The sequence below is a fragment of the Variovorax sp. ISS6 genome (assembly GCF_056523145.1).
On the sequence record NZ_JAWRZC010000001.1, the window covers coordinates 5451397 to 5476486 of the forward strand.

The 25090-nt window shown below is 69.5% G+C and carries 23 protein-coding genes; 10 read left to right on the forward strand and 13 right to left on the reverse strand.

From position 1 onward, the window contains the following. Window positions 1-2: 2 nt before the first annotated feature. The 7 genes from AC1HIL_RS25195 to phnD form a co-directional block, all read right to left on the reverse strand. Entirely contained in the window at window positions 3-1136 is a 1134-nt protein-coding gene (locus AC1HIL_RS25195; RefSeq protein ID WP_479670300.1) for a thiolase family protein, read from the reverse strand. Window positions 1137-1226: 90 nt separating this feature from the next. Continuing rightward, on the reverse strand, window positions 1227-1808 hold the full coding sequence (locus tag AC1HIL_RS25200) for a TetR/AcrR family transcriptional regulator (RefSeq protein ID WP_479670301.1): 582 nt from the start codon (window positions 1806-1808) through the stop codon (window positions 1227-1229). A gap of 76 nt (window positions 1809-1884) precedes the next feature. After that, window positions 1885-2892 (reverse strand): Bug family tripartite tricarboxylate transporter substrate binding protein, encoded by a 1008-nt coding sequence (locus tag AC1HIL_RS25205; protein ID WP_172705653.1) that lies wholly within the window; start codon window positions 2890-2892, stop codon window positions 1885-1887. A 20-nt stretch (window positions 2893-2912) separates the two neighbouring features. Beyond that, on the reverse strand, window positions 2913-3890 hold the full coding sequence (locus tag AC1HIL_RS25210) for a Bug family tripartite tricarboxylate transporter substrate binding protein (protein ID WP_479670302.1): 978 nt from the start codon (window positions 3888-3890) through the stop codon (window positions 2913-2915). A gap of 95 nt (window positions 3891-3985) precedes the next feature. Then, window positions 3986-4807: a phosphonate ABC transporter, permease protein PhnE gene (phnE, locus tag AC1HIL_RS25215; protein ID WP_296723632.1), complete on the reverse strand. Its 822-nt coding sequence runs from the start codon at window positions 4805-4807 to the stop codon at window positions 3986-3988. Beyond that, window positions 4804-5634: a phosphonate ABC transporter ATP-binding protein gene (gene phnC, locus AC1HIL_RS25220; RefSeq protein ID WP_057595919.1), complete on the reverse strand. Its 831-nt coding sequence runs from the start codon at window positions 5632-5634 to the stop codon at window positions 4804-4806. The genes phnE and phnC overlap by 4 nt, the downstream gene beginning before the upstream one ends. Beyond that, the gene (gene phnD / locus AC1HIL_RS25225) at window positions 5631-6494 is read right to left on the reverse strand and encodes a phosphonate ABC transporter substrate-binding protein (RefSeq protein WP_057595944.1); all 864 of its coding nucleotides are present in this window, start codon (window positions 6492-6494) and stop codon (window positions 5631-5633) included. The genes phnC and phnD overlap by 4 nt, the downstream gene beginning before the upstream one ends. 225 nt (window positions 6495-6719) lie before the next feature. On the opposite strand from phnD, the gene AC1HIL_RS25230 reads away from it, so the two are divergent. Continuing rightward, a complete protein-coding gene (locus AC1HIL_RS25230; RefSeq protein WP_057595918.1) occupies window positions 6720-7619 on the forward strand; it encodes a LysR substrate-binding domain-containing protein in 900 nt (299 codons plus the stop codon). 9 nt (window positions 7620-7628) lie between these two features. Here the strand turns inward: AC1HIL_RS25230 and xerD are convergent, their stop codons facing one another. Together xerD and AC1HIL_RS25240 are read right to left on the reverse strand one after the other, a co-directional pair. After that, window positions 7629-8540, reverse strand: coding sequence for a site-specific tyrosine recombinase XerD (xerD, locus tag AC1HIL_RS25235; RefSeq protein ID WP_479670303.1), 912 nt, complete (start codon window positions 8538-8540; stop codon window positions 7629-7631). Between the two features lie 73 nt (window positions 8541-8613). Further along, window positions 8614-9588 (reverse strand): tripartite tricarboxylate transporter substrate binding protein BugE, encoded by a 975-nt coding sequence (locus AC1HIL_RS25240; RefSeq protein WP_057595916.1) that lies wholly within the window; start codon window positions 9586-9588, stop codon window positions 8614-8616. 101 nt (window positions 9589-9689) lie between these two features. Between AC1HIL_RS25240 and AC1HIL_RS25245 the strand changes: the two genes are divergently transcribed. Beyond that, on the forward strand, window positions 9690-10607 hold the full coding sequence (locus tag AC1HIL_RS25245; protein ID WP_479670304.1) for an AEC family transporter: 918 nt from the start codon (window positions 9690-9692) through the stop codon (window positions 10605-10607). A gap of 182 nt (window positions 10608-10789) precedes the next feature. Further along, a complete protein-coding gene (locus tag AC1HIL_RS25250; RefSeq protein ID WP_479670266.1) occupies window positions 10790-11920 on the forward strand; it encodes an IS481 family transposase in 1131 nt (376 codons plus the stop codon). Window positions 11921-12545: 625 nt separating this feature from the next. Here AC1HIL_RS25250 and queG read toward each other — a convergent pair. Beyond that, a complete protein-coding gene (queG, locus tag AC1HIL_RS25255) occupies window positions 12546-13613 on the reverse strand; it encodes a tRNA epoxyqueuosine(34) reductase QueG (RefSeq protein WP_422098193.1) in 1068 nt (355 codons plus the stop codon). Between queG and tsaE the strand changes: the two genes are divergently transcribed. The 3 genes from tsaE (at window position 13599) to AC1HIL_RS25270 (ending at window position 16135) form a co-directional block, all read left to right on the forward strand. Further along, on the forward strand, window positions 13599-14087 hold the full coding sequence (gene tsaE / locus AC1HIL_RS25260; RefSeq protein ID WP_057597919.1) for a tRNA (adenosine(37)-N6)-threonylcarbamoyltransferase complex ATPase subunit type 1 TsaE: 489 nt from the start codon (window positions 13599-13601) through the stop codon (window positions 14085-14087). The two genes, queG and tsaE, sit on opposite strands and share 15 nt — an antisense overlap. After that, window positions 14084-15670 carry an N-acetylmuramoyl-L-alanine amidase gene (locus tag AC1HIL_RS25265; RefSeq protein WP_296739856.1) on the forward strand — a complete coding sequence of 529 codons (1587 nt, stop codon included), beginning with the start codon at window positions 14084-14086 and terminating at the stop codon, window positions 15668-15670. Before tsaE ends, AC1HIL_RS25265 begins: the two co-directional genes overlap by 4 nt. Before the next feature lie 180 nt (window positions 15671-15850). Next, window positions 15851-16135, forward strand: coding sequence for a glycine zipper domain-containing protein (locus AC1HIL_RS25270; RefSeq protein ID WP_057597702.1), 285 nt, complete (start codon window positions 15851-15853; stop codon window positions 16133-16135). An 80-nt stretch (window positions 16136-16215) separates the two neighbouring features. Here the strand turns inward: AC1HIL_RS25270 and AC1HIL_RS25275 are convergent, their stop codons facing one another. Beyond that, window positions 16216-16878 carry a DedA family protein gene (locus tag AC1HIL_RS25275; RefSeq protein WP_057597698.1) on the reverse strand — a complete coding sequence of 221 codons (663 nt, stop codon included), beginning with the start codon at window positions 16876-16878 and terminating at the stop codon, window positions 16216-16218. Between the two features lie 46 nt (window positions 16879-16924). On the opposite strand from AC1HIL_RS25275, the gene AC1HIL_RS25280 reads away from it, so the two are divergent. From AC1HIL_RS25280 to AC1HIL_RS25290, 3 genes are all read left to right on the forward strand, one after another. Continuing rightward, window positions 16925-17422 carry a GNAT family N-acetyltransferase gene (locus tag AC1HIL_RS25280; protein ID WP_296739862.1) on the forward strand — a complete coding sequence of 166 codons (498 nt, stop codon included), beginning with the start codon at window positions 16925-16927 and terminating at the stop codon, window positions 17420-17422. A gap of 61 nt (window positions 17423-17483) precedes the next feature. Further along, window positions 17484-18698: a dienelactone hydrolase family protein gene (locus AC1HIL_RS25285; RefSeq protein WP_479670305.1), complete on the forward strand. Its 1215-nt coding sequence runs from the start codon at window positions 17484-17486 to the stop codon at window positions 18696-18698. Between the two features lie 13 nt (window positions 18699-18711). Next, window positions 18712-19650, forward strand: coding sequence for a LysR family transcriptional regulator (locus tag AC1HIL_RS25290; RefSeq protein ID WP_479670306.1), 939 nt, complete (start codon window positions 18712-18714; stop codon window positions 19648-19650). Between the two features lie 7 nt (window positions 19651-19657). On the opposite strand, the gene AC1HIL_RS25295 is transcribed toward AC1HIL_RS25290, so the two are convergent. Further along, complete coding sequence (locus AC1HIL_RS25295) at window positions 19658-21010, reverse strand: MFS transporter (RefSeq protein ID WP_479670307.1); 1353 nt, start codon at window positions 21008-21010, stop codon at window positions 19658-19660. Between the two features lie 38 nt (window positions 21011-21048). Beyond that, window positions 21049-22836: an IlvD/Edd family dehydratase gene (locus AC1HIL_RS25300; RefSeq protein ID WP_479670308.1), complete on the reverse strand. Its 1788-nt coding sequence runs from the start codon at window positions 22834-22836 to the stop codon at window positions 21049-21051. Window positions 22837-22996: 160 nt separating this feature from the next. Here AC1HIL_RS25300 and mutL point away from each other — a divergent pair, with 160 nt between their 5' ends. Continuing rightward, on the forward strand, window positions 22997-24925 hold the full coding sequence (gene mutL / locus AC1HIL_RS25305) for a DNA mismatch repair endonuclease MutL (RefSeq protein ID WP_479670309.1): 1929 nt from the start codon (window positions 22997-22999) through the stop codon (window positions 24923-24925). The last annotated feature ends 165 nt before the right edge of the window (window positions 24926-25090 follow it).

A 25090-nucleotide genomic window follows, 5' to 3' on the forward strand; every position in this document is an offset into this window, starting at 1 on the left:
GCTCAGACGCGCTCGAGGATGGTCGCGATGCCCTGCCCGCCGCCGATGCACTGCGTGGCCAGCGCATAGCGGCCGTTCTCGCGCGCCAGCAGCGACGCCGCCTTGCCCGTGATGCGCGCGCCGGTCGCGCCCAGCGGATGGCCGATCGACAGGCCGCCGCCGTCGAGATTGACCGTGGCCGGATCGAGCCCGAGGTCGCGGATGCAGGCCAGCGCCTGCGAGGAGAAGGCCTCGTTGATCTCGACCACGTCGAGGTCGGCCACGCTCAGGCCCGCGCGGGCCAGCGCCTTGCGCGTGGCGGGGATCGGGCCGATGCCCATGATCGCGGGATCGACGCCCACGGTGGCGAAGGACCTGATGCGCGCGAGCGCCTTCAGCCCATGGCGCGCGGCGAAGGCATCGCTGGTCACCAGCACCGCGGCCGCGCCGTCGGTCAGCGGCGACGAGGTGCCGGCCGTCACCACGCCATCGGCACGGAAGGCCGGCTTGAGCTTGGCCAGCGCCTCGGCCGAGGTGGTGGGACGGATGCAGCCGTCGGCCTCGACCAGCTCGCCCGAGGCCAGGCGCACCGGCACGATCTCGCCGGCCAGGCGGCCCTGCTCGCGCGCGGCCGCGGCCTTGCGGTGCGACTCGACCGCCAGCGCCTCCTGGTCGGCGCGGCTCACGTTCCAGCGCTGCGCCACGTTCTCGGCGGTCTCGCCCATCGAGATGTAGGCGTCGGTGTTCGCCAGCAGTTCCGGGCTCGGCGAGAAGTTGAAGCCGCCCTGCGGCACCATGCTCATCGACTCCACGCCCACGCAGAGGAAAGCCTCGCCCATGCCGGCCTCGATCTGCGCGGCGGCGATGTGCACCGCCTGCATCGACGAGCCGCAGAAGCGGTTGACGGTCATCCCGCCCACCTCGTGCGGCAGGCCGGCCAGCAGGCCGACGATGCGCGCGAGGTTGTTGCCCTGCGAGGCCTCGGGATAGGCGCAGCCCAGGACGATGTCCTCGAGCAGCGCGGGATCGAGGTCGGTGCGCTGCAGCAGGCCCCGGACCACGCCGGCGGCCAGCGTGTCGGGACGCACCTCGGCCAGCGCGCCCTTCTTCGCGAAATGGAACGGCGAACGGGCATAGGCGGAAATGACGGCTTTCATGGTGTGCTCCTAAAACTACCATCCAATCGGTAGGCTGACAGGTCAAAAAAAGAGGCACGCGGGGCGTGCCTTCGGGCGGATGCCGGGGCGTCAGGCGGGCAGCGAACTCCTCAGTTGCGCGACCGCGTCGTCGAAATCCTCCACGCGGCCGGTCATGCGCGCCGCGATCAGCGCGCCCTGGCAGACCGCGAACACATAGGCCGCGAGCGCCGCGGCGCCCCCGCCCTGGAGCCGCTCGGGCGCCAGCGCGCCGAGCACGCCGCTCAGCCACAGCACCTGCTTCTCGCGGAGCTCCTGGACCGTGAGGCGCAGCTCCTCGTTGGTGCAGCCCCAGCCCGGCACCAGCGCCCCCGCGGGACAGACGGCCGAGCCGGCCTTCAGGCCATTGCGGTACATGCGGAAATAGGCGTCGAGCGACTCGCGCGGCGTGCGCGACTTGGCCTCGTCCCAGCGGCGGAAACCCTGGATCGCGTCGCGCAGCACGGCCACGCCCAGCGCTTCCTTGGACGGGAAGTGGTGGTAGAGGCTGGCCTTGCGGATGCCGACCGCGTCGGCCACGTCCTGGAAGCTGAAACCCAGGTACGAGCGCGTGGTGATGAGCTCGCGCGCCGCGCCCAGGATCTGGTCGCGCGTGCTGCCGGTGGCGAGTGCCGCTGAGGAGACGCTGCTCATGATGTTGCCTACTATAAGGTAGGGGAAAAGGAGGGCCTATCGCGTGGGCGACAAGCCCGCGTCGCCGCCGGGGTTCTCAGTCCGCCTTGATCCCGGCCGCCTTCACGATCCTGCCATTGCTCTCGAACTCGCTGGCGATCTCCTTCGCGAAGTCGGCCGCGGGCCCGCCCGTGGGCACGTTGTCGGTGGCCGTGAGCTTGGCGCGCAGCTCGGGGCTGGCCAGCGCCTTGTTGATCTCGGCGTTGTAGCGCGCGAGCAGCGCCGGCGGCGTGGCGGCCGGCGCGAACACGCCGAACAGCGAGTTGATGTTGGCCGCCTTGTAGCCCAGCTCGCCCAGCGTGGGCACCTGCGGCAGGCTCTCGAGCCGCGCCGGCGCGCCCACCGCGAGCGGGCGCAGCTTGCCCGACTGGATGTGCGCGCCCAGCGTGGGGCTGGCGTTGGTCGAGAGGATCTCGAACTGCCCGCCCAGCGCATCGTTGAGCTGCTGGCCGCCGCCCTTGTAGGGCACGTGCGTGATGTCGACGTTGGCGGCCGAGCGCAGTTGCTCGAGCACGATGTGGCCCAGCGACGCCGGCCCCGAGGTGGCCCAGCGCACCGCGCCCGGATGGGCCCTGGCATCGTCGAGCAGCGCGCGGAAGTCCTTCGCCTTGCTCGCGGGCGTGGCGATCAGCAGCACCGGCGAATACATCACGCTGGCCACCGGCGCCACGTCCTTCAGCGGATCGAAGGGCAGCTTGCCCAGGTGCGGGCTCAGCACCAGCGGGCTGATGGCCGAGAAGCCCAGGGTCGCGCCGTCGGGCGCGGCCTTGGCCACCGCGTCCATGCCGATCGCGCCGCTGGCGCCCGCGCGGTTCTCGACCACCACCGTGGTGCCGAGCTGCGCCGCGAGCCGGTCGCCGAGCGCGCGCGCGACCACGTCGCTGACGCCGCCGGCCGGATAGGCCACGATCAGCCGCAGGGTCTTGGGCACGGCCGGAGTCTGGGCCGCCGCGGTGCCGCAGAGGAAAGCGCCGGCCGCGGCCAGCGAGGCGAGCACCGCGGTGCGGCGCGTCGGGAAGAAGAAGGAATGCATCGGATTCGTCATGGCCCTCGAGTCTGCCTCCATCAGTCGAGCTGCAGCTTGCGCTCGCGGATCAGCTTCGACCATTTCTCGTTGTCGGCCTTCACGAAGGCCGCGAACTCGGTCGGGCCCAGCGAATGGACCTCGGCGCCCGCCGCGGCGAACTTGGCGCGGATCGCCGGCTGCGCGAGCGCCTTGGCGAGTTCGCCCGCGAGACGGTCCACCACGTCCTTCGGCATGCCCGCCGGTCCCACCAGGCCCTGGAAGCCCACCGACTCCATGCCCGCAAGGCCCAGCTCCTTCACGGTCGGCACGTCGGGCAGCTGCGGATCGCGCTGCGGCCCGGTCACGGCCAGCGCCTTGAGCTTGCCGCCCTTCACCTGCGGCAGCAGCACGCTGCCCGCGTCGATCAGGATCTGCGTCTGCCCGCCTATCAGGTCCTGCACCGCGGGCGCGCTGCCCTTGTAGGGCACGTGCGTCATGTCCAGGCCCGTGACCTGGTTCATCAGCTCGCCGTTGAGGTGCGTCGAGGTGCCGTTGCCGCCCGAGGCGAAGTTGACCTTGCCGGGCTGGCCCTTGGCCCAGGCCACGAATTCCTTCAGGTCCCTGGCCGGATGATCGGGCCGCGTCACCGCGATGTAGCTGCCCTGGCTGATCTGGCCGATGTAGGTGAACTGCTTGATGGGGTCGTACGGCGGCTTGCTCTGCAGGTACGGCGCGATCGCGAACGGCCCGGTGTTGGCCAGCAGCAGCGTGTAGCCGTCGGCCGGCTGGCGCATGAGTTCGGTGGCCGCGATCATGCCGCTCGCGCCGGGCTTGTAGTCGACCACCAGCTGCTGCTTGAGCGCCTCCTGCAGCGGCACCTGCACCGTGCGCGCCGCGAAGTCGATGCCGCCGCCGGGCGGATAGCCGACGATCAGGCGGATGGGCTTGGCGGAGGGGTAGCCCTGGGCCAGGGCGGGGCCGATGGTGGCGGTCGCGGCCAGCGCGAGGCCGGCCAGGAAGACGCGGTGGATCCTCATGTCGATGTCTCTCGTGTTCGAAAGCCGCCGATTCTGCGGCAAGCCGCGGCACGGCCTCGAAGCACGAGAGACAGGGCGCGCGGCCCGCCGCGGCCTCAGGAACGGCTGCCCTGCTGGATCCAGGCGCGCAGCCGGGTCGAGAGGTAGTCGGCGGTCATCACCATGACGACGATGACCAGGATGCAGGTCGCCGTGTCCTGGTACTGGAACAGCTTCATGCTGCCCACCAGCTCGAAGCCGATGCCGCCCGCGCCCACCATGCCCAGCACCGTGGCCTGGCGCAGGTTGGTCTCGAAGCGATAGACGATGACGCCGATCCATGCCGTCACGACCTGCGGGATCACGCCGAAGACGATGGTCTGGATCGGGCCCGCGCCCGTGGAGCGCAGCGCCTCGATCGGCCCGTGGTCGATCTCCTCGATCGACTCGGCGAAGAACTTGCCGAGCATGCCCGCGCCATGCAGCGCCAGTGCCAGCACGCCCGGAAAGGGCCCGAGGCCGACCGCCGCCACGAAGATCAGCGCGAGGATGATCTCGTTGATGCCGCGCGTGATGTTGAGCACCTGCCGCATCGCATGGAACACCGCCGGGTTCGGCGAGATGTTGCGCGCCGCGAAGAAGCACAACGGCACCGCGAGCACCACCGCCAGCAGCGTGCCCCAGAGCGCGATCTGCACCGTCTCGATGGCGGGCTTCACCAGCTTGCCCATGAACTCCCAGTTGGGCGGCAGCATGCGGCCGAGGAAGTCGGCGATCCACGGCATGCCCTTGGCGAGCTCGCTGAAGCTCACCTGGGCGCCGATCGCGGCCCACCAGAGCACGCCGAGCCCGGCCGCCGCGGCGACCAGGTACTTCCACCAGCCGGGGTTGCCGTCGCTGCGGGCGATCAGCAGGTTGTAGCGTCCGATCGCGATCATGGCTGCTCCAGGGCGAGTTGCTGGACCGGCGGCAGCGCCGGCGCGTGCGCCGCGGCCAGGGCCGCGTCCTCCTTCGGTTCCCCCGGGTCGGGCTCGAGGCCGCCCGGATAGATGCGCTGCAGCACCTCGTCGGTCAGCGCGTCGGGCCGGCCCTCGAACACCACGCGTCCGCCCGCTACGCCGATCACGCGCTGCGCGAACTCGCGCGCGTAATCGACCTGGTGCAGGTTGCAGATCACGGTGATACCGTCCTCGCGGCTGGCCTGCCGCAAATAGTTCAGCACCTTGCGCGAGGTCTTCGGATCGAGGCTGGCCACCGGCTCGTCGGCCAGGATCACCTTGGGCCGCTGCGCCAGCGCCCGCGCGATGCCCACGCGCTGCTTCTGGCCGCCCGAGAGCGTGTCGGTGCGCAGCTCGGCCTTGTGGTCGAGCTCGACGCGGCGCAGGCACTCGCGCGCGATCGCGATGTCGCGCGCCGGAAAGACCTGGAACCACGAGGCCAGCGCCGGCATCGAGCCCAGCCGCCCCGTCAGCACGTTCTTCAGCACCGACAGGCGCGGCACCACGTTGTAGTGCTGGAAGATCATCGCCACGTCGCGGCGCACGCGGCGCAGCCCCGCGCGATCGCGCCGCACCGGCTCGCCGTCCACCCGCACCTCGCCCTGCGTGGGCTCGGCGAGCTGGTTGATGCAGCGAAGCAGCGTCGACTTGCCGGCGCCCGAGGCACCGAGGATGACGACGAACTCGCCCTTGCCGACCGCGAGGTCGACCTGGTGGAGCGCGGTGAAGTCGCCGTAGCGCTTGCAAAGGCCGCGGATCTCGATCATTTCATCTTCCCCAGGTCGAGCTTCAGGATCCTGGCCGTGTCGCGGATCACGTTGTAGGCCGCGTCGTTGGTCGGATGGAAGCCGTTGAGCAGGCCCTGGTCGGACCAGGGGATGTCCTTCACCTGCAGGAAGGCCGCCTGCACGCGCTGCTTGAGATCGGCGCCGAGGTCCTTGCGCCAGACCGTGGGCGATTCGGGGATCGGCTCGGAGCGCCAGACCTCGACCAGATCCTCGCGCTTGACCAGCCCCTTCGCCACCGCGGCATCGAGGATGCGGTCGGCGATGGCGGCCGCGTCGACCTTGCGGTTCTGCACCGCGATCGCGCTCGAGTCGTGCGAGCCCGAGAAGATCACGCGGCCGAAGTCCTTGTCGGGATCGAAGCCGGCCTTCATCAGCCCCGCCTTGGGGAACAGGTGGCCCGAGGTGGAACTGGGATCGACGAAGGCGAAGGTGCGGCCCTTCAAGTCCTTCACGCTCTTGATGCCGCTGTCCTTGTGGGCCACCACCTGGCTGTAATAGAAGGTGCGGCCGGCCTTCTTGGTCTCGGCGACCGCGAAGGCCTCGATGTCGGCCACCGTGGTGCCCAGCACGTACGAGAACGGGCCGAGGTAGGCCACGTCGAGCCGCTTCGAGCGCAGCGCCTCGATCACGCCGTTGTAGTCGGCCGCCACGAAGGGCTTGACCGGCATGCCGAGGCCCTGGGCCAGCATGTCCATCATGCGCTGGCTGTTGGCGATCATCGCGCGCGAATCCTCGGAAGGAATCAGCCCGACCGTGAGCGCCTGCTGCGCCCTCGCCGGTGGAAGGAAGGCCGCGCCCACGGCGGCGGCCGTGCCGAACAGCAAGCTTCTGCGTTTCATCATCTGTGTCTCCAGTCTTCTGCGGTTCCGGTCCCTCGCGCCGCCGTCGTGGCGGCCCGAGGATTCGTGGCGTTCCGGTCGTCTTTTTTCGTGCCGACCTGGAGCACCTGGCGGCGAGTACATCACCGGCCCATTCATCGATCCAATTCAAATTTTTTCGTCGATGTATTCAATGAACCTATAGTCGGGTTCATCGAGAATTCCCGCTTTTTCCGGAGCCGCCGCATGCGCCTGACCCAGCTTCGTTCCTTCTTCGCGGTGGCCCGCGAAGGCAGCTTCACGCGCGCCGCCGAGAGCCTGCACGTGAGCCAGCCCACCATCACGACGCAGGTGCGCTTTCTCGAGGAGGCCTACAAGGTCGAGCTGTTCCACCGCCGCGGCCGGCGCGTGCAGCTCACGGTGATGGGCGAGCAGCTGATGCAGCTCGCGCAGCAGATCTTCAGCCTCGAGGCCGATGCGGTGAACCTGCTGGGCGACGCGGGCGAGCTGCGCACCGGCCACCTGCGCGTGGCGGCCGTGGGGCCCTATCACGTGACGAAGATGCTGGTCGACTTCAACCAGCGCTATCCCGGCATCAAGGTGACGGTGAGCACCGGCAACTCGCAGGACGTGCTGAACCAGCTGCTCGACTACAGCGCCGACGTGGGCGTGCTCGCGCAGATGGTGCGCGACGAGCGCTTCCTCGCGGTGCCCTTCATGAAGCAGCCGGTGGTGATCTTCGTGCCCTCCTCGCACCGCTTCGCGCGCCGCCGCGCGATCCGGCTGGCCGAGCTCGAGGGCGAGCGGCTGATCATGCGCGAGCAGGGCTCGACCACGCGCAAGGCGCTCGAGCTCGCGCTCGACAAGGCACGCATCCGCGCCGACGTGGTGATGGAGATCGGCAGCCGCGAGGTGATCCGCGAAGCCGTGCTGCAGGGCCTGGGCATCGCCGCGGTGTCGGAGGTCGAGTACGTGCCCGCGCCCGACCTGCATCGCGTGGCGATCAGCGACACCGAGATCTTCACCTCGGCCCATGCGCTGTGCCTGGCCGAGCGGCGCGACATGCGCATGGTCAGCGCCTTCTTCGACACCCTCTCCCCCGCGCTCTCGGCCGCGCCCGAGGGCCGGCGGCGCAGGAGCCACTGAGCGCGGGCCTCAGCCGCGCGGATGGTGCTGCGCGTGCAGCTGCTTGAGCCGCTCGCGCGCCACGTGCGTGTAGATGGTGGTGGTCGAGATGTCGGCGTGGCCCAGCAGCATCTGCACCGCGCGCAGGTCGGCGCCGTGGTTCAGCAGGTGGGTCGCGAAGGCATGGCGCAGCGTGTGCGGCGACAGCGGCACGTGGATGCCGGCCGCGGCCGCCTGCTTCTTCACGATGACCCAGAACATCACGCGCGTCATGCCCGCGCCGCGCGCGGTCACGAACAGGTCGGGCGTCTGCTGGCCGTCGAGGATCACGGGGCGCGACTCCTCGATGTAGCGCTCGATCCAGCGCCGCGCCTCGCCGCCGAAGGGCACCAGGCGCTCCTTGCTGCCCTTGCCGAGCACGCGCAGCACGCCGTCGTTGAGGCTGATGTCGATCACCTTGAGCGAGACCAGCTCGCTCACGCGCAGCCCGCTCGCATACATCAGCTCGAGCATCGCGCGGTCGCGCAGGCCCAGCGGCGTCTCGACGTCGGGCGCGCCGAGCAGGTCGTCGACCTGCTTCTCCGACAGCAGCTTGATCGCGCGCGGCATCTGGCGCGCGGGCATCAGCCGCAGGCTCGGGTCGGCCACGATGCGGCGCTCGCGCAGCGCCCAGCGGTAGTAGCGCTTGAACACCGTGAGCCGCCGGTTGGCCGAGGTGGCCTTGCCCTTGGCCGACAGCCGCACGCCCATGTAGGCCTGCAGGTCGGCCTCCTGCGCGGCGCCGAGCTTCATGCCGCCGCGCTGCTGGTCGAGCCAGTGCGCGAACAGCGCGAGGTCGCGCCGGTAGGCGGCGAGCGTGTTCTTCGACAGGCCGTCCTCGAGCCAGAGGGCGTCGATGAACTCGTCGATGTCGGGGGTGGGTGCGGCGGCGGCCTCGGTCATGGGTGGGCAAGATAGCAAAAAAAAGGGCCGCTCCCCGCGACGGGGGACGGCCCTTCTTCCGGCTGGCGCGAAATCAGTCGAGCTTGAGCTTCTGCTTGGCCACCACGTCCTTGTAGACCTCGTACTCGGCCTTGATCTGGGCCGAGAACTGCTCGGGCGTGTTGGCCACGATCAGCGAGCCGGTGTCCTCGATGCGCTTCTTCACGGCCGGGTCTTCCACCGCCTTCTTCACGCCGGCGCTGATCTTGTCGACCACTTCCTTCGGCAGGCCCTTCGGGCCGAGGATGCCGTAGTAGGCCATGCGGTTCACCGGCTCGAGGCCGACTTCCTTGAAGGTCGGCACGTTCGGCAGCGCGGCCAGGCGCTGCGGCGCCGACACCACGATCGGAACCAGGCGGCCGCTCTGGATGAAGGGCATGGCCGAGGGGATGTTGTCGAACATGATCGGCACCTGGCCGGCCACCACGTCGTTGAGCGCCGGGCCCGCGCCGCGGTACGGGATGTGCGTGACGAAGGTGTTGGTGAGGCTCTTGTAGAGCTCCATCAGCAGGTGGCCGATGCCGCCCGTGCCCGACGAGGCGTACGAGTACTTGCCGGGGTTCTTCTTGAGCTCGGCCACGAACTCGGCGTAGTTCTTCGCCGGGAAGCTCGGGTTGACCGCGATGATGTTCGGCGTGGCCGCGATGTTGATGATCGGCGTGAAGTCGTTGATCGGGTCGTACGGCGTCTTCGGGTTGATGGCCGGGTTGGCGGCCGTGCTCGACACCGTGGCCACGCCGAGCTTGTAGCCGTCGGGCGCCGAGCGCGCCGTCTCGGCCGCGCCCACGATGCCGCCGCCGCCGGCGCGGTTGATCACCACCACCGGCTGGCCCAGCACCTTGCCCAGCGGATCGGCCACCACGCGCGCCACGATGTCCGTCGTGCCGCCCGGGGCGAAGGGAACGCTCAGTTCGACCGGCTTGTTGGGATAGCCCTGGGCGAAGGCCGGGCCCGCGACCGCGACCAGCGCGGCGGCACCGACGAAGGCACTCCATTGGCGACGTTGCATCGATTACTCCTTGAACGATGGGGACGAAATTGCGAAAGCAGCGATGCTAGCGGCTCGCCGCCTCGGCCCGAGCCCTGGAATACCCATGGTTTGGGCGGTTTATGCTCGGCGCGGTGAACTACGCGCAGCTGCTTTTCCCCGACTTCTCCCTGATCGCCATCGGCTGGCTCCTGTGCCGCTACACCGCGCTGGACCGCAAGGTCTGGGACCAGGTCGAGAGCCTCGTCTACTACTTTCTTTTTCCCACGCTGCTGTTCCATTCGATCGTGCGAAGCCCGCTCGATTTTGGTGCGACCTCGAGCCTGCTGATGGCGGGCGTGGGCGTGAGCCTGTGCGGCGTGGCGCTGGCCTATGCCCTGCCCTGGGTGCCGGGCCTCGGCTCGCACCTCGACCGGCGCGATCACGCGGCGAGCGTGCAGGTCGCGTTCCGCTTCAACTCCTTCATCTGCCTCGCGATGGCCGAGCGGCTCGCGGGGCCCGAAGGCCTGCTGCTGATCGCGGTGCTGATCGGGGTGTGCGTGCCGATGATGAACATCGCGGCGGTGTGGCCGATGACGCGGCATGCGCAGACCGGATTCGCGCGGCAGCTGGTGCGCAATCCGCTGATCGTGGCGACGGTGGCGGGGTTGCTGGCGAACGTGCTGGGGTTCACGGTGCCTGGCTGGCTCACGCCGACCTTGTCTCGCATCGGGGCGGCTTCGTTGGCGCTGGGGCTGCTGGCTGCGGGGGCGGGGATGCAGTTCGCTACGTTGGGGCGGGGGAAGGTGCTGGCGGCTTCGGTGCTTTCCATTCGGCACTTCATCTTGCCGCTGGTGGCCTGGGGGCTGGCTCGGTGGTTGCGACTGGATGCGGCGCAGGCTTCGGTGTTGATGGCTTTTTCCGCGGTTCCTACGGCTTCGAGTGCGTATGTGCTGGCGCAGAGGATGGGGTACAACGGGGCGTTTGTGGCGGGGTTGGTGACTATGTCTACGGTGTTGGGGGTGGTTAGTTTGCCGTTTGCCTTGGCTCTGCCTCGTTGATGCTTTGTTGATGCCTTGTCGGTTGACGGTCGGGTGTTTGTTTTGGTTAGGCCGTAGGCCGGGTCTCGCCCCGGCGGGCGACTTACTTTTCTTGTCTCGCTGTATGGACCGGGCACATGGTGGACAGGTGTGCGAGGACATGGTGGACACCATCGGGCATATCGCCCGATCGGAAGACGACCATGCCCTGGAGCACCCGAGACACCATGAGCCTGAGAGAAGAGTTCGTTGCCCTGGCACGCCAGGAAGGCGCCAACCGGCGTGAGCTGTGCCGGCGTTTCGGCATCAGCCCACAGACCGGCTACAAATGGCTCGCACGCAGCGCTACGCTGGGTGCCGCCGGCCTGGGCGATGCCAGTCGCCGCCCGCACCACAGCCCCGGCGAGACCTCGCCCGAACTTCAACAATCCATCGTCTCGCTGCGCCAGCAGCACCCTGCCTGGGGCGCACGCAAGCTCGCACGGCGCCTGAGCGACCTCGGACAGGGTTGCCTGGCTCCGAGCACCGTCAACTCCATCCTCAAGCGCCACGGCCTCATCAGCGCCCAGGCCAGCAGTGCGGCCACCGCCTGGCAGCGCTTCGAGCACGAGGCGCCCAACAGCCTCTGGCAGATCGACTTCAAGGGCTACGTGTCCACCGCAGCGGGGCCCTGCCATCCGCTGACGCTGCTGGACGACCACTCTCGCTACAACCTGGCCCTGCGCGCCTGTGCCCGCCAGCAAACGGCCAGCGTGAAGGAGCAGTTGCAGGACGTCTTCTCCCGCTACGGTCTGCCGGTGCGCATCAATGCGGACAACGGCGCGCCCTGGGGCAGTCCGCGCGAGCCGGGCCAGCTCAGCGAACTCGCGCTGTGGCTCATCCGCCTGGGCGTGCGGGTGAGCTTCAGCAGCCCCTATCACCCGCAGACCAACGGCAAGGACGAGCGCTTCCATCGCAGCCTGAAGGCGGAGTTGCTGGCCGGGCGCAGCTTCCAGGATCTGGCGCAGGCACAGCAGCAGTTCGATCGCTGGAGGCGTATCTACAACCATGAGCGCCCGCACCAGGCGCTGGGCATGAACACCCCGGCGAGCCGGTATCGCGCCAGCGAGAGGGCCTATTCGAGGACGCTGCCACCGCTCGAGTACGGCCCGAACGACACGGTGGTGAAGGTCGGCTGGCTGGGGGAGGTGCGCTTCAAGAGCAAGCGCTTCAAGGTGTCCGCAGCACTTAAGGACCACGAGATCGCGCTGCGCGCGCAGCCCGGGCGAGAGGGCTGCTACGACGTCTACTTCGTGCACCACAAGCTGCGCGAGATCGACCTGCGCGAGGCCTGAGCCACCATGCAGAATGTGTCCACCATGTCCTCGCACATGTGTCACCCATGTCTCCGGTCCATACATCTCGCCAAGAAAAGTAAGCAAAAGAAGGCGACCCCGCTGTCTGTGTCCCTCCGCTTCGCTGCGGGCAACCTGCGGTGCTCGGAGAAAGCGGGGGTCCGCAGAACTCGCTGCACTTCGTTCCGCTCAGACAGCTGCGGCCCTGATCCCGCTTTCTCCTGCGCTCCTCGGCACAGCCAGAGGGGACTAGGGTCAACGCGCCATGGCGCGTCCTTGTGTGGGATGTGCGGGCGCGTGGCCCTTGGGTCTTCTTCCATCTGGGCCGAGCGAAGCGAAGGCCTGTTGGGTATCCGCGGCCGAGCGCAGCGACGGCCCGAGTCACTCCCCTCTGGCTGCGCCGAGGAGCGCAGCGTTTCGCGGATCAGGGCTCGCAGCTGTTTGAGCGAAGCGAGTTCTGCGAGACCCCGCGAAACGCGAGCACCGCAGGTTGCCCGCAGCTTCGCTGCGGGTCGCAGACAGCGGGGTCGCCTTTTCTTTGGTTACTTTCTTTTGGCGAGACAAAAGAAAGTGACTCGCCCGCCGGGGCGAAATCCCGGCCGACAGCCTCAGCAAAAGCAACAAGCTAGGAAGAAGCCCCCAAAGCCCACTCCACATGCTCCCGAACCAAGGCACTGGAACCATCCTTGCGAGAAACCAGAGCATCACGAGCCCCCTCTTCACCAGCCCGCATCGCATTCCCCAGCGCAACAGCAATGTTCCGCAACCACCGCTCATGCCCAATCCGCCGAATAGGACTCCCCTCCGTCCTCCGCAAGAACTCCTCCTCGGTCCAGGCAAACAACTCGGCCAAGGTACGCCCCGTCAACCCGTCCCTCGCATCGAAGTCCACCAACGAACTCTTCTTCGCGAACTTGTTCCACGGACAGATCAGCTGGCAATCGTCGCAGCCATAGATCCGGTTCCCCATCAGCGTCCGCAGCTCCACCGGAATCGCCCCCCCATGCTCGATCGTGAGGTACGAGATGCACCGCCGCGCATCGAGCCGCCGCGGCGCCACGATCGCCCGCGTCGGGCACACGTCGATGCAGGCGCTGCAGCTGCCGCAGTGCGAGCTCACCGGCTCGCTCTCGGGCAGCACCATGTCGACGTAGATCTCGCCGAGGAAGAACATCGAGCCCGCGTCGCGATCGAGCACCAGCGTGTGCTTGCCGCGCCAGCCCTGCCCGCTGCGCGAGGCCAACTCGGCCTCGAGCACCGGCGCCGAATCGGTGAAGGCCCGATGCCCGAAGGGCCCGACCTCCTGCGCAATGCGCTCGGCCAGCTTCGCGAGCCGGTTGCGCAACACCTTGTGATAGTCGCGACCGCGCGCATACACCGAGACGATCGCCTCGCCGGGCCGGCGCAAGCGGTCGAACTCGACCGCCTGCCAGTCGGCCGGCGTGTCGCGCGGCAGGTAGTCCATGCGCGCGGTGATCACGCTCACCGTGCCGGGCACCAGCTCGGCGGGCCGCGCGCGGCGCGTGCCGTGCGCGGCCATGTAATCCATCTCGCCATGGAACCCATGGGCCAGCCATTGCATCAGACCGTCCTCGGCGCTCGACAGATCGACGCCCGCGATTCCGATTTGGGAGAATCCGAGTTCCCGGGCCAAGGCCTGAATACGCACAACGAGTGGATGGCTGCTGACGATCACTTGCCGATTGTAGAAATGCGCTGGCGCGACGAGGCCGACACCGAGGCCTTCGCCCGTTCGCTCGCGGCCTCCCCCGCCCTGCGCGATGCCTTCGTCGAACTGCACGGCGACCTCGGGGCCGGCAAGACCACCTTCGTGCGGCACCTGCTGCGCGCGCTCGGCATCACGGGGCGCATCAAGAGCCCGACCTATGCGGTGGTCGAGCCGCACGAGGCACCCGACGGGCTCGCGATCTTCCACTTCGACTTCTACCGTTTCAGCGATCCGCGCGAATGGGAGGACGCGGGCTTCCGCGACATCTTCGCGGGCCCGGGCCTCAAGCTGGCGGAATGGCCCGAAAACGCGGCGGGGCGCACTCCAATTGCGGACCTAGCTATTAAAATCGAAGCAATGACCGACGACACACGCAGCGTGACACTCCTGGCGAACACACCTCGCGGCGGCGACCTGCTGTCCCACGCCGCCGCATGAAGGCGGGCGGCCTCAAGCGGCGCGTGCTCCTGCAGGGCGGCAGCCTCGCGCTGGTGCTCGGCGTCCATCAGATCGCGCGCGGCGCCAGCATCCTCGCGGTGCGCGTCTGGCCCGCGGCCGACTACACGCGCGTGACCATCGAGTCCGACGTGCGCCTGCATTCGCAGCAGCTGGTGGTCGGCAACCCGCCGCGGCTCGCGGTCGACATCGAGGGCATCGACCTCAGCAGCGAATTGCGCGAGCTGGTCGGCAAGATCAAGCCCGGCGACCCCTACATCAACGGCCTGCGCGTGGGACAGAACGCACCGAAGGTGGTGCGCATCGTGTTCGACCTCAAGCAGACCGTGGCGCCGCAGGTGTTCTCGCTCGCGCCCATCGCCGCCTACAAGCACCGGCTGGTGCTCGACCTCTATCCCGAGAAGGCCATCGACCCGATGGAGGCGCTGATCACCGAGCGCCTGCGCGACGCCCCGCGCACCAGCGGCGGCAACGACACCTCGGTGGCCAGCGCGCCCGCGGTGCCGCCGCCCGCGACGCCGCCCTCGGGCCTGGCACCCGACGGCGGACCGCCGATCCTGGTGCGGCCCTCGCCCAACGTGCCGGCGCCGCGCCCCGTGCCCACGCCCGTCGCGCCGCCCGCGCGCCCGCCCGCGGTGGCGACCGCGCCGGCACCCGATCCGCTGGGCGAGCTGATGGCGCAGCAGTCGATGCGGCCCGGCCCCGCGACGCCGCCGCCGGTCGTCGCCGAGAGCCGCCCGCTGCCGATGCCGCCGAGCCCGCCCGCGGCCGCGCCCCGGCCGGTGGCTCCGCCGCCGCCGGTGGCGGTCGCGCGCGGCGGCGCCACCGCCAATCGCACCGACCGCATCATCATCGTCGCGCTCGACCCGGGCCACGGCGGCGAGGACCCCGGCGCCATCGGCCCGGCCGGCACGCGCGAAAAGGACATCGTGCTGCAGGTCGCGTTCCGCCTGCGCGACCGCATCAACGCCAGCAGCATCAACGGCAACCCGATGCGCGCCTTCCTCACGCGCGATGCCGACTTCTTCGTGCCGCTGGGCGTGCGCGTGCAGAAGGCGCGGCGCGTGCAGGCCGACCTGTTCGTGAGCATCCATGCCGACGCCTTCACCACACCGGCCGCGCGCGGCGCCAGCGTGTTCGCGCTGAGCCAGAGCGGCGCCTCGAGCAGCGCCGCGCGCTGGCTCGCCAACAAGGAGAACGACGCCGACAAGGTCGGCGGCGTGAACGTCGGCAACCACGAGGCGCAGGTGCAGCGCGCGCTGCTCGACATGAGCACCACCGCGCAGATCAACGACAGCCTCAAGCTCGGCGGCGCGATGCTCGGCGAGATCAAGGGCATCGGCGCGCGGCTGCACAAGGGCCAGGTCGAGCAGGCCGGCTTCGCGGTGCTGAAGGCGCCCGACATCCCGAGCGTGCTGGTCGAGACCGCCTTCATCAGCAATCCCGAGGAAGAAGCCAACCTGCGCCGCGTGCAGTACCAGGAAGACCTGGCCGACGCGCTGATGCGCGGCATCCAGCGCTATTTCGCGCAGAACCCGCCGCTGGCGCGCAGCCGGCAGCTCTGAGCGGTCCGCGAACCCTGTTTTCAGAGGGCGGCGTGGGCAGCGCCGACCCCGCGCGGGCTCCCCTTCCCACGCTGCGGCCCGGCGCCCCGCACAGGCAGGCGCGGCCGGCTCCTACACGGCGTGGAACACCGTTTTGCAGAAGATCACTCCATCGATTTTTTAAACAGAAAGGTGGACATCATGAAAGCACGCATCTGGATTGCCGCTGCGGCGGCCACCTCCGTGATGGCGCTCGCAGGCTGCGCGTCGGGCCCGAACCAGAACCTGGGCACGGGCGTGGGCGCGGTCGGCGGCGCGCTGGTCGGCAATGCGATCGGCGGCAACACCGCCAGCACCGTGGGTGGTGCCGCCATCGGCGGCATCATCGGCAACCAGGTCGGCCGCAATGCCGACGAACGCAACTACTACAACCAGCAGCGCTACCCGCAGGGCAACTACTACCCGCGCAACGGCCCGAACTACTGACCGTCCGGGTGCCTGGCACCCATGCCGCACCAACGAAAAGAGCGCCCCGCGGGGCGCTCTTTTTTCGTGGGCGGGCGGCCTCAGGCGCCCTGCTGCGCGCGCGCCTTCTCGGCCCGCGAGGCACGCCAGGCGCCGAAGATCGCGAGCAGGCCCGGCACGAAGATCAGCGCCCAGATGATCTTGTCGAGGTGTTCGCGCACCAGCGGCAGGTTGCCGAAGAAATAGCCCGCGGTCGCGATGCCCAGCACCCACAACAGCGCGCCGCCGACGTTGAACATGCTGAACTTGGCGCGGTTCATCTCGGCCACGCCGGCCACGAAGGGCGCGAAGGTGCGGATGAAGGGCATGAAGCGCGCCAGCACGATGGTGATGCCGCCGTAGCGCTCGTAGAAGGCATGCGCCTGGTCGAAGGCCTTGCGGTTGAAGAAGCGCGAACTCTCCCACTGGAACACCTTGGGCCCGAAGTAGCGGCCGATGCTGTAGTTGCACTGGTCGCCGAGGATGGCGGCGATCACCAGCAGGGTGCAGGCGATCGGAAAGCTCATCAGCCCTACGCCGCACAGCGCGCCCACGATGAACAGCAGCGAATCGCCGGGCAGGAAGGGCATCACCACCACCCCCGTCTCGACGAACACGATCAGGAACAGGAGCGCGTAGACCCAGGGGCCGTAGGCGATGACGAAGGCCTCGAGGTGCTTGTCGACATGCAGGATGAAGTCGACGAGAAAGCTGATGATTTCCATGGGGGCGGATTATCCTTGCAGCGTCCGCCCCCCGACCGAAGACCCCATGCTGCAACTGCGCCTCGCCGAACCCGCCGACTGGCCCGCGATCTGGTCGGTGCTCGAGCCCACCTTCCGCCGCGGCGACACCTACACCTTCGCGACCGACATTCCCGAGGACGAGGCGCGCTCGCTGTGGCTGAACCCGCGCCTGGCCACCTACGTGGCCTGCGATGCGCAGGGCGCGGTGCTCGGCACTTACGTGCTCAAGGCCAACCAGCCGGGCCAGGGCGCGCACGTGGCCAACTGCGGCTACGTGGTGTCCGACGCGGCGCGCGGCCTGGGCGTCGCCTCGGCGATGTGCGAGCACTCGCAGCGCGAGGCCGTCGCGCGCGGCTTCCTCGCGATGCAGTTCAACTTCGTGGTCTCGGCCAACGCGCCCGCGGTCCATCTCTGGCAGAAGCTGGGCTTCGCCATCGTCGGAACGCTGCCCGGTGCCTTCCGGCATCCGCGGCAGGGCCTCGTCGACGCCTTCGTCATGTACAAGCAGTTGCAGCCGGCCTGAGCCTTCGGGCCCGGGCGCGCGCCATGCAGCGTCACTCACCCACCCCACCTTGGAGACACCGATGACAGGTCAATACATCCAGCTCGCCGCCAAAGACGGCAGCGGCAGCTTCCGCGGCTACCTCGCCGTGCCGGCCTCGGGCCACGGGCCCGGCCTGGTGATCGCGCAGGAGATCTTCGGCGTGAACAAGACCATGCGCGACGTGGCCGACTACTACGCCGAGGAGGGCTACGTGGCGCTGGTGCCCGACCTGTTCTGGCGCCAGCAGCCCGACGTGGAACTGGGCTACAGCGAGGCCGACTGGCAGCAGGCCTTCGAGTTCTACGGCGGCTTCGACGAGGCCAAGGGCATGGAGGACATCCAGGCCGCGCTCGACGTGCTGCGCGACCGGCCCGAGGTGGTCGAGCGCCAGGCCGGCGTGCTGGGCTTCTGCCTCGGCGGCAAGCTGGCCTACCTCGCGGCCTGCCGCACCGATGCCGACGTGTCGGTGGGCTACTACGGCGTGGGCATCGACGCGGCGCTCGAGGAAGCCAGGAACATCCGCAAGCCACTGCTGCTCCATGTGGCCGAGCTCGACAAGTTCTGCCCGCCCGAGGCGCGCGAGCGCATCGTGCAGGCGCTCAAGGGCCATCCGAAGGTGGCGCTGCACGTCTATCCGGGCGTCGACCACGCCTTCGCGCGCGCGGGCGGCGACCACTTCCACAAGCCCTCGGCGCTGATGGCGCACGAGCGCAGCATCGCCGCACTCAAGGCCGCGATCGGTCCGCACTACGACCTCTCGGCGCTGTGGGACAAGCACTGCGAGTACGAGTTCGGCACGCGCAACGTCGACGACACCATGTCGACCATGGTGGCCGAGCCCTACGTCAACCACATCCCGACCATGACCGGCGGCGTGGGCTACAGGGACCTGCATGCCTTCTACACGAACCACTTCGTCAACAGCAATCCGCCCGACACCGCGCTGACCTCGATTTCGCGCACGGTCGGCGCGACGCAGGTGGTCGACGAGTTGCTGTTCACCTTCACCCACACCACCGAGATCCCGTGGATGCTGCCGGGCGTGGCGCCCACGGGCCGGCGCGTGGAGGTGCCGCTGCTCGCGGTCATCAAGTTCCGCGGCGACAAGCTCTACCACGAGCACATCTACTGGGACCAGGCCAGCGTGCTGGTGCAGGTGGGCCTGCTCGACCCGAAGCTGCTGCCGGTGGCCGGCATCGAGACGGCGCGCAAGCTGCTCGACGAGACGCTGCCCTCGAACACGCTGATGCCCTGAACATGCGCGCCGCATGAAGAAGATCGACCCGCGGCTGCTGCAGGCCTTCGTGGCCGTCGCGCGCGAGGGATCGGTGTCCAAAGGCGCGCAGCGCCTCTTCCTCACGCAGCCGGCTGTCAGCCTGCAGCTCAAGGAGCTGGGCGCGCTGGTCGAGCTCGAGCTGTTCCAGCGCACGCCCACCGGCCTGCTGCTGACGCGCGACGGCGCGGCGCTGCTCAACCACGCGGAACACGCGCTCGAAGGCCTCAACGATTTCGCGATCGCCGCCGAGCGCATGAAGGGCGGCGTGCGCGGCGCGCTGCGCATCGGTACCATCCTCGACCCCGAGTTCACGCGCCTGAGCGGCCTGCTCAAGGAGCTGGTGACGCTGGCGCCCGAGCTCGAGACCGAGCTGCACCACGGCACCAGCGGCGAGGTGCTCGCGAAGCTGCTGAACAAGGAGGTCGACGTCGGCTTCTACCTCGGCGATCCCGAAGCGAGCGACCTGCCGCAGGCCAGCTCGGCCTCGCGCCGCAGCGAGGGCAAGGCCTTCCATTCGACGGTGCTCACGCGCTTCAGCTACCAGGTGATCGGCCCGCCGGGCTGGGGGCCGCAGGTGATGGGCCGCGACTGGCCCGACCTGAGCTGCCTGCCCTGGGTGCTGGCGCCGGCGACCTCCTCGCATTCGCGGCTGCTGGCGCCGATGCTGCAGGCGCGCGGGCTGGTGCTGAAGAAGGCGGCGCAGGCCGACCAGGAGTCGTCGATGCTCGCGCTGGTGCGCGCGGGCGTGGGCATCTCGCTGGCGCGCGACGCGGTGGCGCTGCGCGCCAGCCAGCGCGACGGGCTGGTGATCGCCGACCAGGTCGGCATCGAGAGCGACCTGCGCTTCGTCTGCCTCGCGGGCGCGCTGCGGCGCCCCGAGGTCGACTGCGCGATGCAGGCGCTCGCGCGCGCCTGGCGGCTGTCGCTCTGAGCCGGCCTCAGGCGCGCGGCAGCGCCGAGCCTTCGAGCGCCGTGCCGGGCCGCGAGGCCTCGCGCGGCACGGCGATCACCGTGCGCCAGCCCCTGGGCATCAGCGCCAGCATCAGGGCCGCGAGCAGCGCCGCGCCGCCCAGCGTGTAGAGGCCCGCGGCCGAACCGCCATGGTTCTGCTCGACATAGGTGCGCAGGTTCGGCGCCACGAAGCCGCCGAGATTGCCGATGGAATTCACCAGCGCGATGCCGGTGGCGATGCCCAGGCCCGAGAGGCGCTCCGACAGGAAGGCATAGAAGATCGGCGTGCCCGACAGGTAGGTCGAAGCGCCGATCGACAAGGCCGCGATCGCGAAGATCGGCGAACCGTGTGCCGACAGGCACACGCACACGCCGAACACCGTGTAGAGCGAGGCCACCGTGAGGCGCCGCCGCTCGTGGTGCCGGTCCGACCAGCGCGTGACGAAGTAGACGACGAACAGCGCCAGCAGCCACGGGATGCTGGTGACGAAGCCCACCATCAGCCCGATCTTCTGGCCGAGGATCTGCGACACCTGGCTCGGCAGGTAGAAGATCAGGCCGTAGGCCGCGATCTGCACGATGAAGAAGTTCAGCGCGAAGAACATCACCTTCGGGTTGCGCAGGGTCTGCATCACGGTGTGCGGGCTGCCGGCCGCCTTCTGCGCCGCCTCCTGGTCGAGCACGGCCTGCAGCGCGTCCTGCTCCGCGCTCGCGAGCCACCTGGCGGCATGCGGCCGGTCGACGATCACGAAGAAGGCCGCGATGCCGACCACCACCGCCATCGCGCCCTCGATCAGGAACATCCACTCCCAGCCCTTGAGCCCGCCGATGCCGTGCATCTCGAGCAGCGCGCCCGAGACCGGCCCGCCGATCACCAGCGCCCCCGCGAAGCCGAACAGCAGGATGCCGTTGGCCTGCGCCCGCACCCTGGCCGGGAACCAGTAGGTCAGCGTGAGCAGCACGCCCGGGTAGAAGCCGGCCTCGGCGATGCCGAGCAGGAAGCGCAGCAGGTAGAACGAGGTCTCGGTGGTCGCGAACATCATGGCCGAGGCCACCAGGCCCCAGCTCACCATGATCCGGCTGAGCCAGATGCGCGGACCGATGCGCGTCATGATCACGTTGCTCGGCACCTCGAAGAGGGCGTAGCTCACGAAGAAGATGCCGGCGCCGAGCGCGAAGGCGCCGTCGCTGAGGCCGGTGTCGATCTGCAGCGCGTGCTTCGCGAAGCCGACGTTGACGCGGTCGAGGATCGACATGATGTACATGAGGATCAGCATCGGCAGCAGGCGCCAGCGCGCCTTGTGGACGGCCGCGCCGACCAGGGGGCTGTAGGGATTCATCGTCGTCTCCTTGGTTCTTCTGATGAGGCTTGTTCGGGCTAGTGGTTGCGGCGCGGAATCCCCGCGGTCTGCGCCACGCGCTGGTACTTGACGGCCGGCTTGAGCACCATGCCCTCGGACAGCGTGTCGACCATCGCGCGCTGGATCTCCTGCCACGGCGTGTGGCTCGCGGGGATCGGATAGCCGCCCGCGGCCTCGAGCTGGCGCGCGCGGGAGCGCAGTTCTTCTTCGTCCACCAGCATGTCGACGCGGCGCGCCTTCAGGTCCACGCGCACGCGGTCGCCGGTGCGCAGCAGCGCCAGGCCCGCGCCCGCCGCCGCCTCGGGCGAGGCATTGAGGATCGAGGGCGAGCCCGAGGTGCCCGACTGCCGGCCGTCGCCGATGCAGGGCAGCGCCGAGACGCCGCTCTTGAGCAGATGCGCGGGCGCGCGCATGTTCACCACCTCCGACGAGCCCGGATGCCCGATCGGCCCCACGCCGCGCATGAACAGGATGCAGGAGGCGTCGATGTCCAGCGCCGGGTCCTCGATGCGGCGCTCGTAGTCCTCGGGGCCGTCGAACACGATGGCGCGGCCGACGAAGGCATCGGGGTCGCCGGGCGCGCTCAGGTAGCGTGCCCTGAACTCGTCCGAGATCACGCTGGTCTTCATGATCGCGCTGTCGAAGAGATTGCCCGACATCACGAGGAAGCCGGCGTTCTGTCGCAGCGGTGCCTCGAAGGGGCGGATCACGTCGGCGTCCTTCACCGGCGCCTGCGCGCAGTTCTGCGCCAGGGTGCGGCCCGTGACCGTGAGCGCGCCCTCGCGGATCAGGCCGTGGCGATGGAGCTCGGCCACCACGGCCGGCACGCCGCCGGCGCGGTAGAACTCCTCGCCCAGGTACTTGCCGGCCGGCTGCATGTCGAGCAGCAGCGGCACCTCGAGCCCCACGCTCTCCCAGTCCTGGATGGCCAGGTCCACGCCCGCGTGCTTGGCGATCGCGATCAGGTGGATCGGCGCATTGGTCGAGCCGCCGATCGCCGAGTTGACGACGATCGCGTTCTCGAAGGCCGCGCGCGTGAGGATGTCCGAGGGCTTGAGGTCCTCGCGCACCATCTGCACGATGCGCCGCCCGGTCTCGTAGGCCATCTGCCCGCGCTCGCGGTACGGCGCCGGAATGGCGGCGCAGCCCGGCAGGCTCATGCCCAGCGCCTCGGCCAGCGCGTTCATGGTCGAGGCCGTGCCCATCACGTTGCAGTGGCCGATCGAGGACACGGTGGAGCCGACCAGGTCGATGTAGCCCGGGAAATCGATGCTGCCCTTGGCGAACAGCTCGCGCGCCTTGAACAGCGTGGTGCCGGTGCCGGTGCGCTGCCCGTCGTGCCAGCCGTTGAGCATCGGCCCGCCCGACAGCACGATGGCCGGGATGTTCGCGGTGGCCGCGGCCATCAGCGCGGCCGGGGTGGTCTTGTCGCAGCCGGTGGTGAGCACCACGCCGTCGATCGGGTAGCCGGTCAGCGTCTCGACCAGGCCCAGGTAGGCCAGGTTGCGGTCGAGCGCGGCCGTGGGCCGGCGGCCGTTCTCCTGGATCGGGTGCATCGGGAATTCCATCGCGATGCCGCCCATCTCGCGGATGCCGTCGCGCACCCGCTGCGCGAGCTCGCGGTGGTGCCGGTTGCACGGCGTCAGGTCGGAGCCGCTCTGCGCGATCGCGATGATGGGGCGGCCGGACTGCAGCTCCTCGCGCGTCAGGCCGTAGTTGAGGTACCAGGCCACGTGGAGGACCGAGAGTTCGCTGTGCTCGGGGTTGTCGAACCAGGCGGCGGAACGGAGGGGGCGGGTGGTCATTGGGGGTCTTTCTCGAAGGGCGTTCTCGTGGAGCGGCCGCAGCTTAGGGAGAGCGCCGCGCGAGCGCCAATGAGATCGGTTGCGAGGCCGTATAAGCGCTGCAAATACAGCCGATGCCCCGCCCGGGAGGCCGGTCCGGGCCAGCTTCTAGAATGGTTCGGTGAGCGCCCTTCCCACCTCCTCCCTCCCCCCCGCCGAACGCCGCCCGATCCGCGAACTCCCCGACGAGCTGATCAGCCAGATCGCCGCGGGCGAGGTGGTCGAGCGCCCGGCCTCGGTGGTGCGCGAGCTGCTCGACAACGCGCTCGACGCGGGCGCGACGCAGGTCACGGTGCGACTGGCGGCCGGCGGCGTGCGGCTGATCTCGATCGAGGACGACGGCCTGGGCATCCCGCGCGAGGAGCTCGTGGTGGCGCTGCGGCGCCATGCCACCAGCAAGATCGCGAGCCTCAACGACCTCGAGACGGTCGGCACCATGGGCTTTCGCGGCGAGGCGCTGGCCGCCATCAACGCGATCGCCGAGCTGAGCCTGCAGTCGCGCGCGGTGGGTGCCGACGGCGCCTGGTCGCTCGACGGCCGCACGGGCGAACTGCGCCCGGTGGCGCGTTCGCGCGGCACCACGGTCGAGGTGCGCGAGCTGTTCTTCGCGACCCCGGCGCGGCGCAAGTTCCTCAAGACCGATGCCACCGAGCTCGCCCACTGCATCGAGGCGGTGCGCCGCCATGCGCTGGCGCGGCCCGACGTGGGCTTCTCGGTCTGGCACGACGGCAAGCTGGTCGAGCAATGGCGCGCCAGCGAGCAGCGCGAGCAACGCCTGGGCGATGCGCTCAGCGAGGATTTCGTGGCGCAGAGCGTCGTCGTCGAGCATGTGGGCGGACCGGTGCGCGTGGTCGGCCGCGCCGGCATCCCCGATGCGGCGCGCTCGCGCGCCGACCACCAGTTCTTCTACGTCAACGGCCGTTTCGTGCGCGACAAGGTGCTGTCGCACGCGGTGCGCAGCGCCTACGAGGACGTGCTGCACGGCCAGCGCCAGCCGGTCTACGTGCTCTACCTCGAGATCGACCCCGCGCGCGTCGACGTGAACGTGCACCCGACCAAGATCGAGGTGCGCTTCCGCGACGGCCGCGAGGTGCACCAGGCGGTGCGCCACGCGGTCGAGAACGCGCTGGCCGCGCCGCGCGCCGGCGACGCCACGCAGGCGGCCCAGGCGCAGCAGCCCTTCTTCAAGCCGGTGTCGCCGGTCACGACCGGCTCGTGGTCGCAACCGGCCATCAACTTCAGGGCCGCCGAACGCGGCGCCGGCGATTTCGAGGCCATGTGGCCGCGGCGCGCCAGCGAGACCCTGCTGGCGCCCGAGTCGGCCTCGGCCCACTGGCCCGTGCTGTCCGATTCCGGCGTCGGCGCGGCGCCCGCCGCCGCCTTCGGTACCCAGGCCCCGGCCGCGCCCTTCCAGGCCCCCGCGGGCCTGGCGGCCGAGCCCCAGTCGCTGGCCCACAACGACGAGGCCTGGCCGCTGGGCCGCGCGCTGGCGCAGTTGCAGGGCATCTACATCCTGGCCGAGAACAGCCAGGGCCTGATCGTGGTCGACATGCACGCGGCCCACGAGCGCATCGTCTACGAGCGCCTGAAGACCCAGCTCGACGGCGCCGCCATCTCGAGCCAGCCGTTGCTGATCCCAGCCACCTTCGCCGCCACGCCGCAGGAAGTGGCCACGGCCGAGGCCTGCACCGCCGTGCTCGCCACCCTGGGCCTGGAGATCACGCCCTTCTCGCCGCGCACCCTGGCGGTGCGCGCGGTGCCCGGCACGCTGGCCGACGGCGACCCGGTCGAGCTGGCGCGCAGCGTGCTGGCCGAGCTGTCGCAGCACGATGCGAGCACCGTGGTGCAGCGGGCCCAGAACGAATTGCTGTCGACCATGGCCTGCCACGGCGCGGTGCGCGCCAACCGCAAGCTCACGCTCGACGAAATGAACGCCTTGTTACGCCAGATGGAGGCGACCGAGCGTTCGGACCAGTGCAACCACGGCCGCCCGACCTGGCGCCAGCTCTCGATCCGCGAGCTCGACGCCCTGTTCATGCGCGGGCGCTGAGCCGAATCCGCGCGAAAAGCCGTCCCAAAAGCCGCCAACTGGCGGCTTTTTGAGGGTTTTTCCGGGTTTGGGGCCGTCATCCGCATGGCGGGCACGCACGTTGCATGGTGAGTTCGCCAAAGACGCCACAAGGCGCTGGTCAGGGAGGTGTCGAAACGCACGTCG

Coding starts and splice junctions, on each gene's coding strand:
- AC1HIL_RS25195 (WP_479670300.1), bottom strand. CDS start 1,136: ATGAAAGCCGTCATTTCCGCCTATGCCCGTTCGCCGTTCCATTTCGCG.
- AC1HIL_RS25200 (WP_479670301.1), bottom strand. CDS start 1,808: ATGAGCAGCGTCTCCTCAGCGGCACTCGCCACCGGCAGCACGCGCGAC.
- AC1HIL_RS25205 (WP_172705653.1), bottom strand. CDS start 2,892: ATGACGAATCCGATGCATTCCTTCTTCTTCCCGACGCGCCGCACCGCG.
- AC1HIL_RS25210 (WP_479670302.1), bottom strand. CDS start 3,890: ATGAGGATCCACCGCGTCTTCCTGGCCGGCCTCGCGCTGGCCGCGACC.
- phnE (WP_296723632.1), bottom strand. CDS start 4,807: ATGATCGCGATCGGACGCTACAACCTGCTGATCGCCCGCAGCGACGGC.
- phnC (WP_057595919.1), bottom strand. CDS start 5,634: ATGATCGAGATCCGCGGCCTTTGCAAGCGCTACGGCGACTTCACCGCG.
- phnD (WP_057595944.1), bottom strand. CDS start 6,494: ATGAAACGCAGAAGCTTGCTGTTCGGCACGGCCGCCGCCGTGGGCGCG.
- AC1HIL_RS25230 (WP_057595918.1), top strand. CDS start 6,720: ATGCGCCTGACCCAGCTTCGTTCCTTCTTCGCGGTGGCCCGCGAAGGC.
- xerD (WP_479670303.1), bottom strand. CDS start 8,540: ATGACCGAGGCCGCCGCCGCACCCACCCCCGACATCGACGAGTTCATC.
- AC1HIL_RS25240 (WP_057595916.1), bottom strand. CDS start 9,588: ATGCAACGTCGCCAATGGAGTGCCTTCGTCGGTGCCGCCGCGCTGGTC.
- AC1HIL_RS25245 (WP_479670304.1), top strand. CDS start 9,690: ATGCTCGGCGCGGTGAACTACGCGCAGCTGCTTTTCCCCGACTTCTCC.
- AC1HIL_RS25250 (WP_479670266.1), top strand. CDS start 10,790: ATGCCCTGGAGCACCCGAGACACCATGAGCCTGAGAGAAGAGTTCGTT.
- tsaE (WP_057597919.1), top strand. CDS start 13,599: ATGGCTGCTGACGATCACTTGCCGATTGTAGAAATGCGCTGGCGCGAC.
- AC1HIL_RS25265 (WP_296739856.1), top strand. CDS start 14,084: ATGAAGGCGGGCGGCCTCAAGCGGCGCGTGCTCCTGCAGGGCGGCAGC.
- AC1HIL_RS25270 (WP_057597702.1), top strand. CDS start 15,851: ATGAAAGCACGCATCTGGATTGCCGCTGCGGCGGCCACCTCCGTGATG.
- AC1HIL_RS25275 (WP_057597698.1), bottom strand. CDS start 16,878: ATGGAAATCATCAGCTTTCTCGTCGACTTCATCCTGCATGTCGACAAG.
- AC1HIL_RS25280 (WP_296739862.1), top strand. CDS start 16,925: ATGCTGCAACTGCGCCTCGCCGAACCCGCCGACTGGCCCGCGATCTGG.
- AC1HIL_RS25285 (WP_479670305.1), top strand. CDS start 17,484: ATGACAGGTCAATACATCCAGCTCGCCGCCAAAGACGGCAGCGGCAGC.
- AC1HIL_RS25290 (WP_479670306.1), top strand. CDS start 18,712: ATGAAGAAGATCGACCCGCGGCTGCTGCAGGCCTTCGTGGCCGTCGCG.
- AC1HIL_RS25295 (WP_479670307.1), bottom strand. CDS start 21,010: ATGAATCCCTACAGCCCCCTGGTCGGCGCGGCCGTCCACAAGGCGCGC.
- AC1HIL_RS25300 (WP_479670308.1), bottom strand. CDS start 22,836: ATGACCACCCGCCCCCTCCGTTCCGCCGCCTGGTTCGACAACCCCGAG.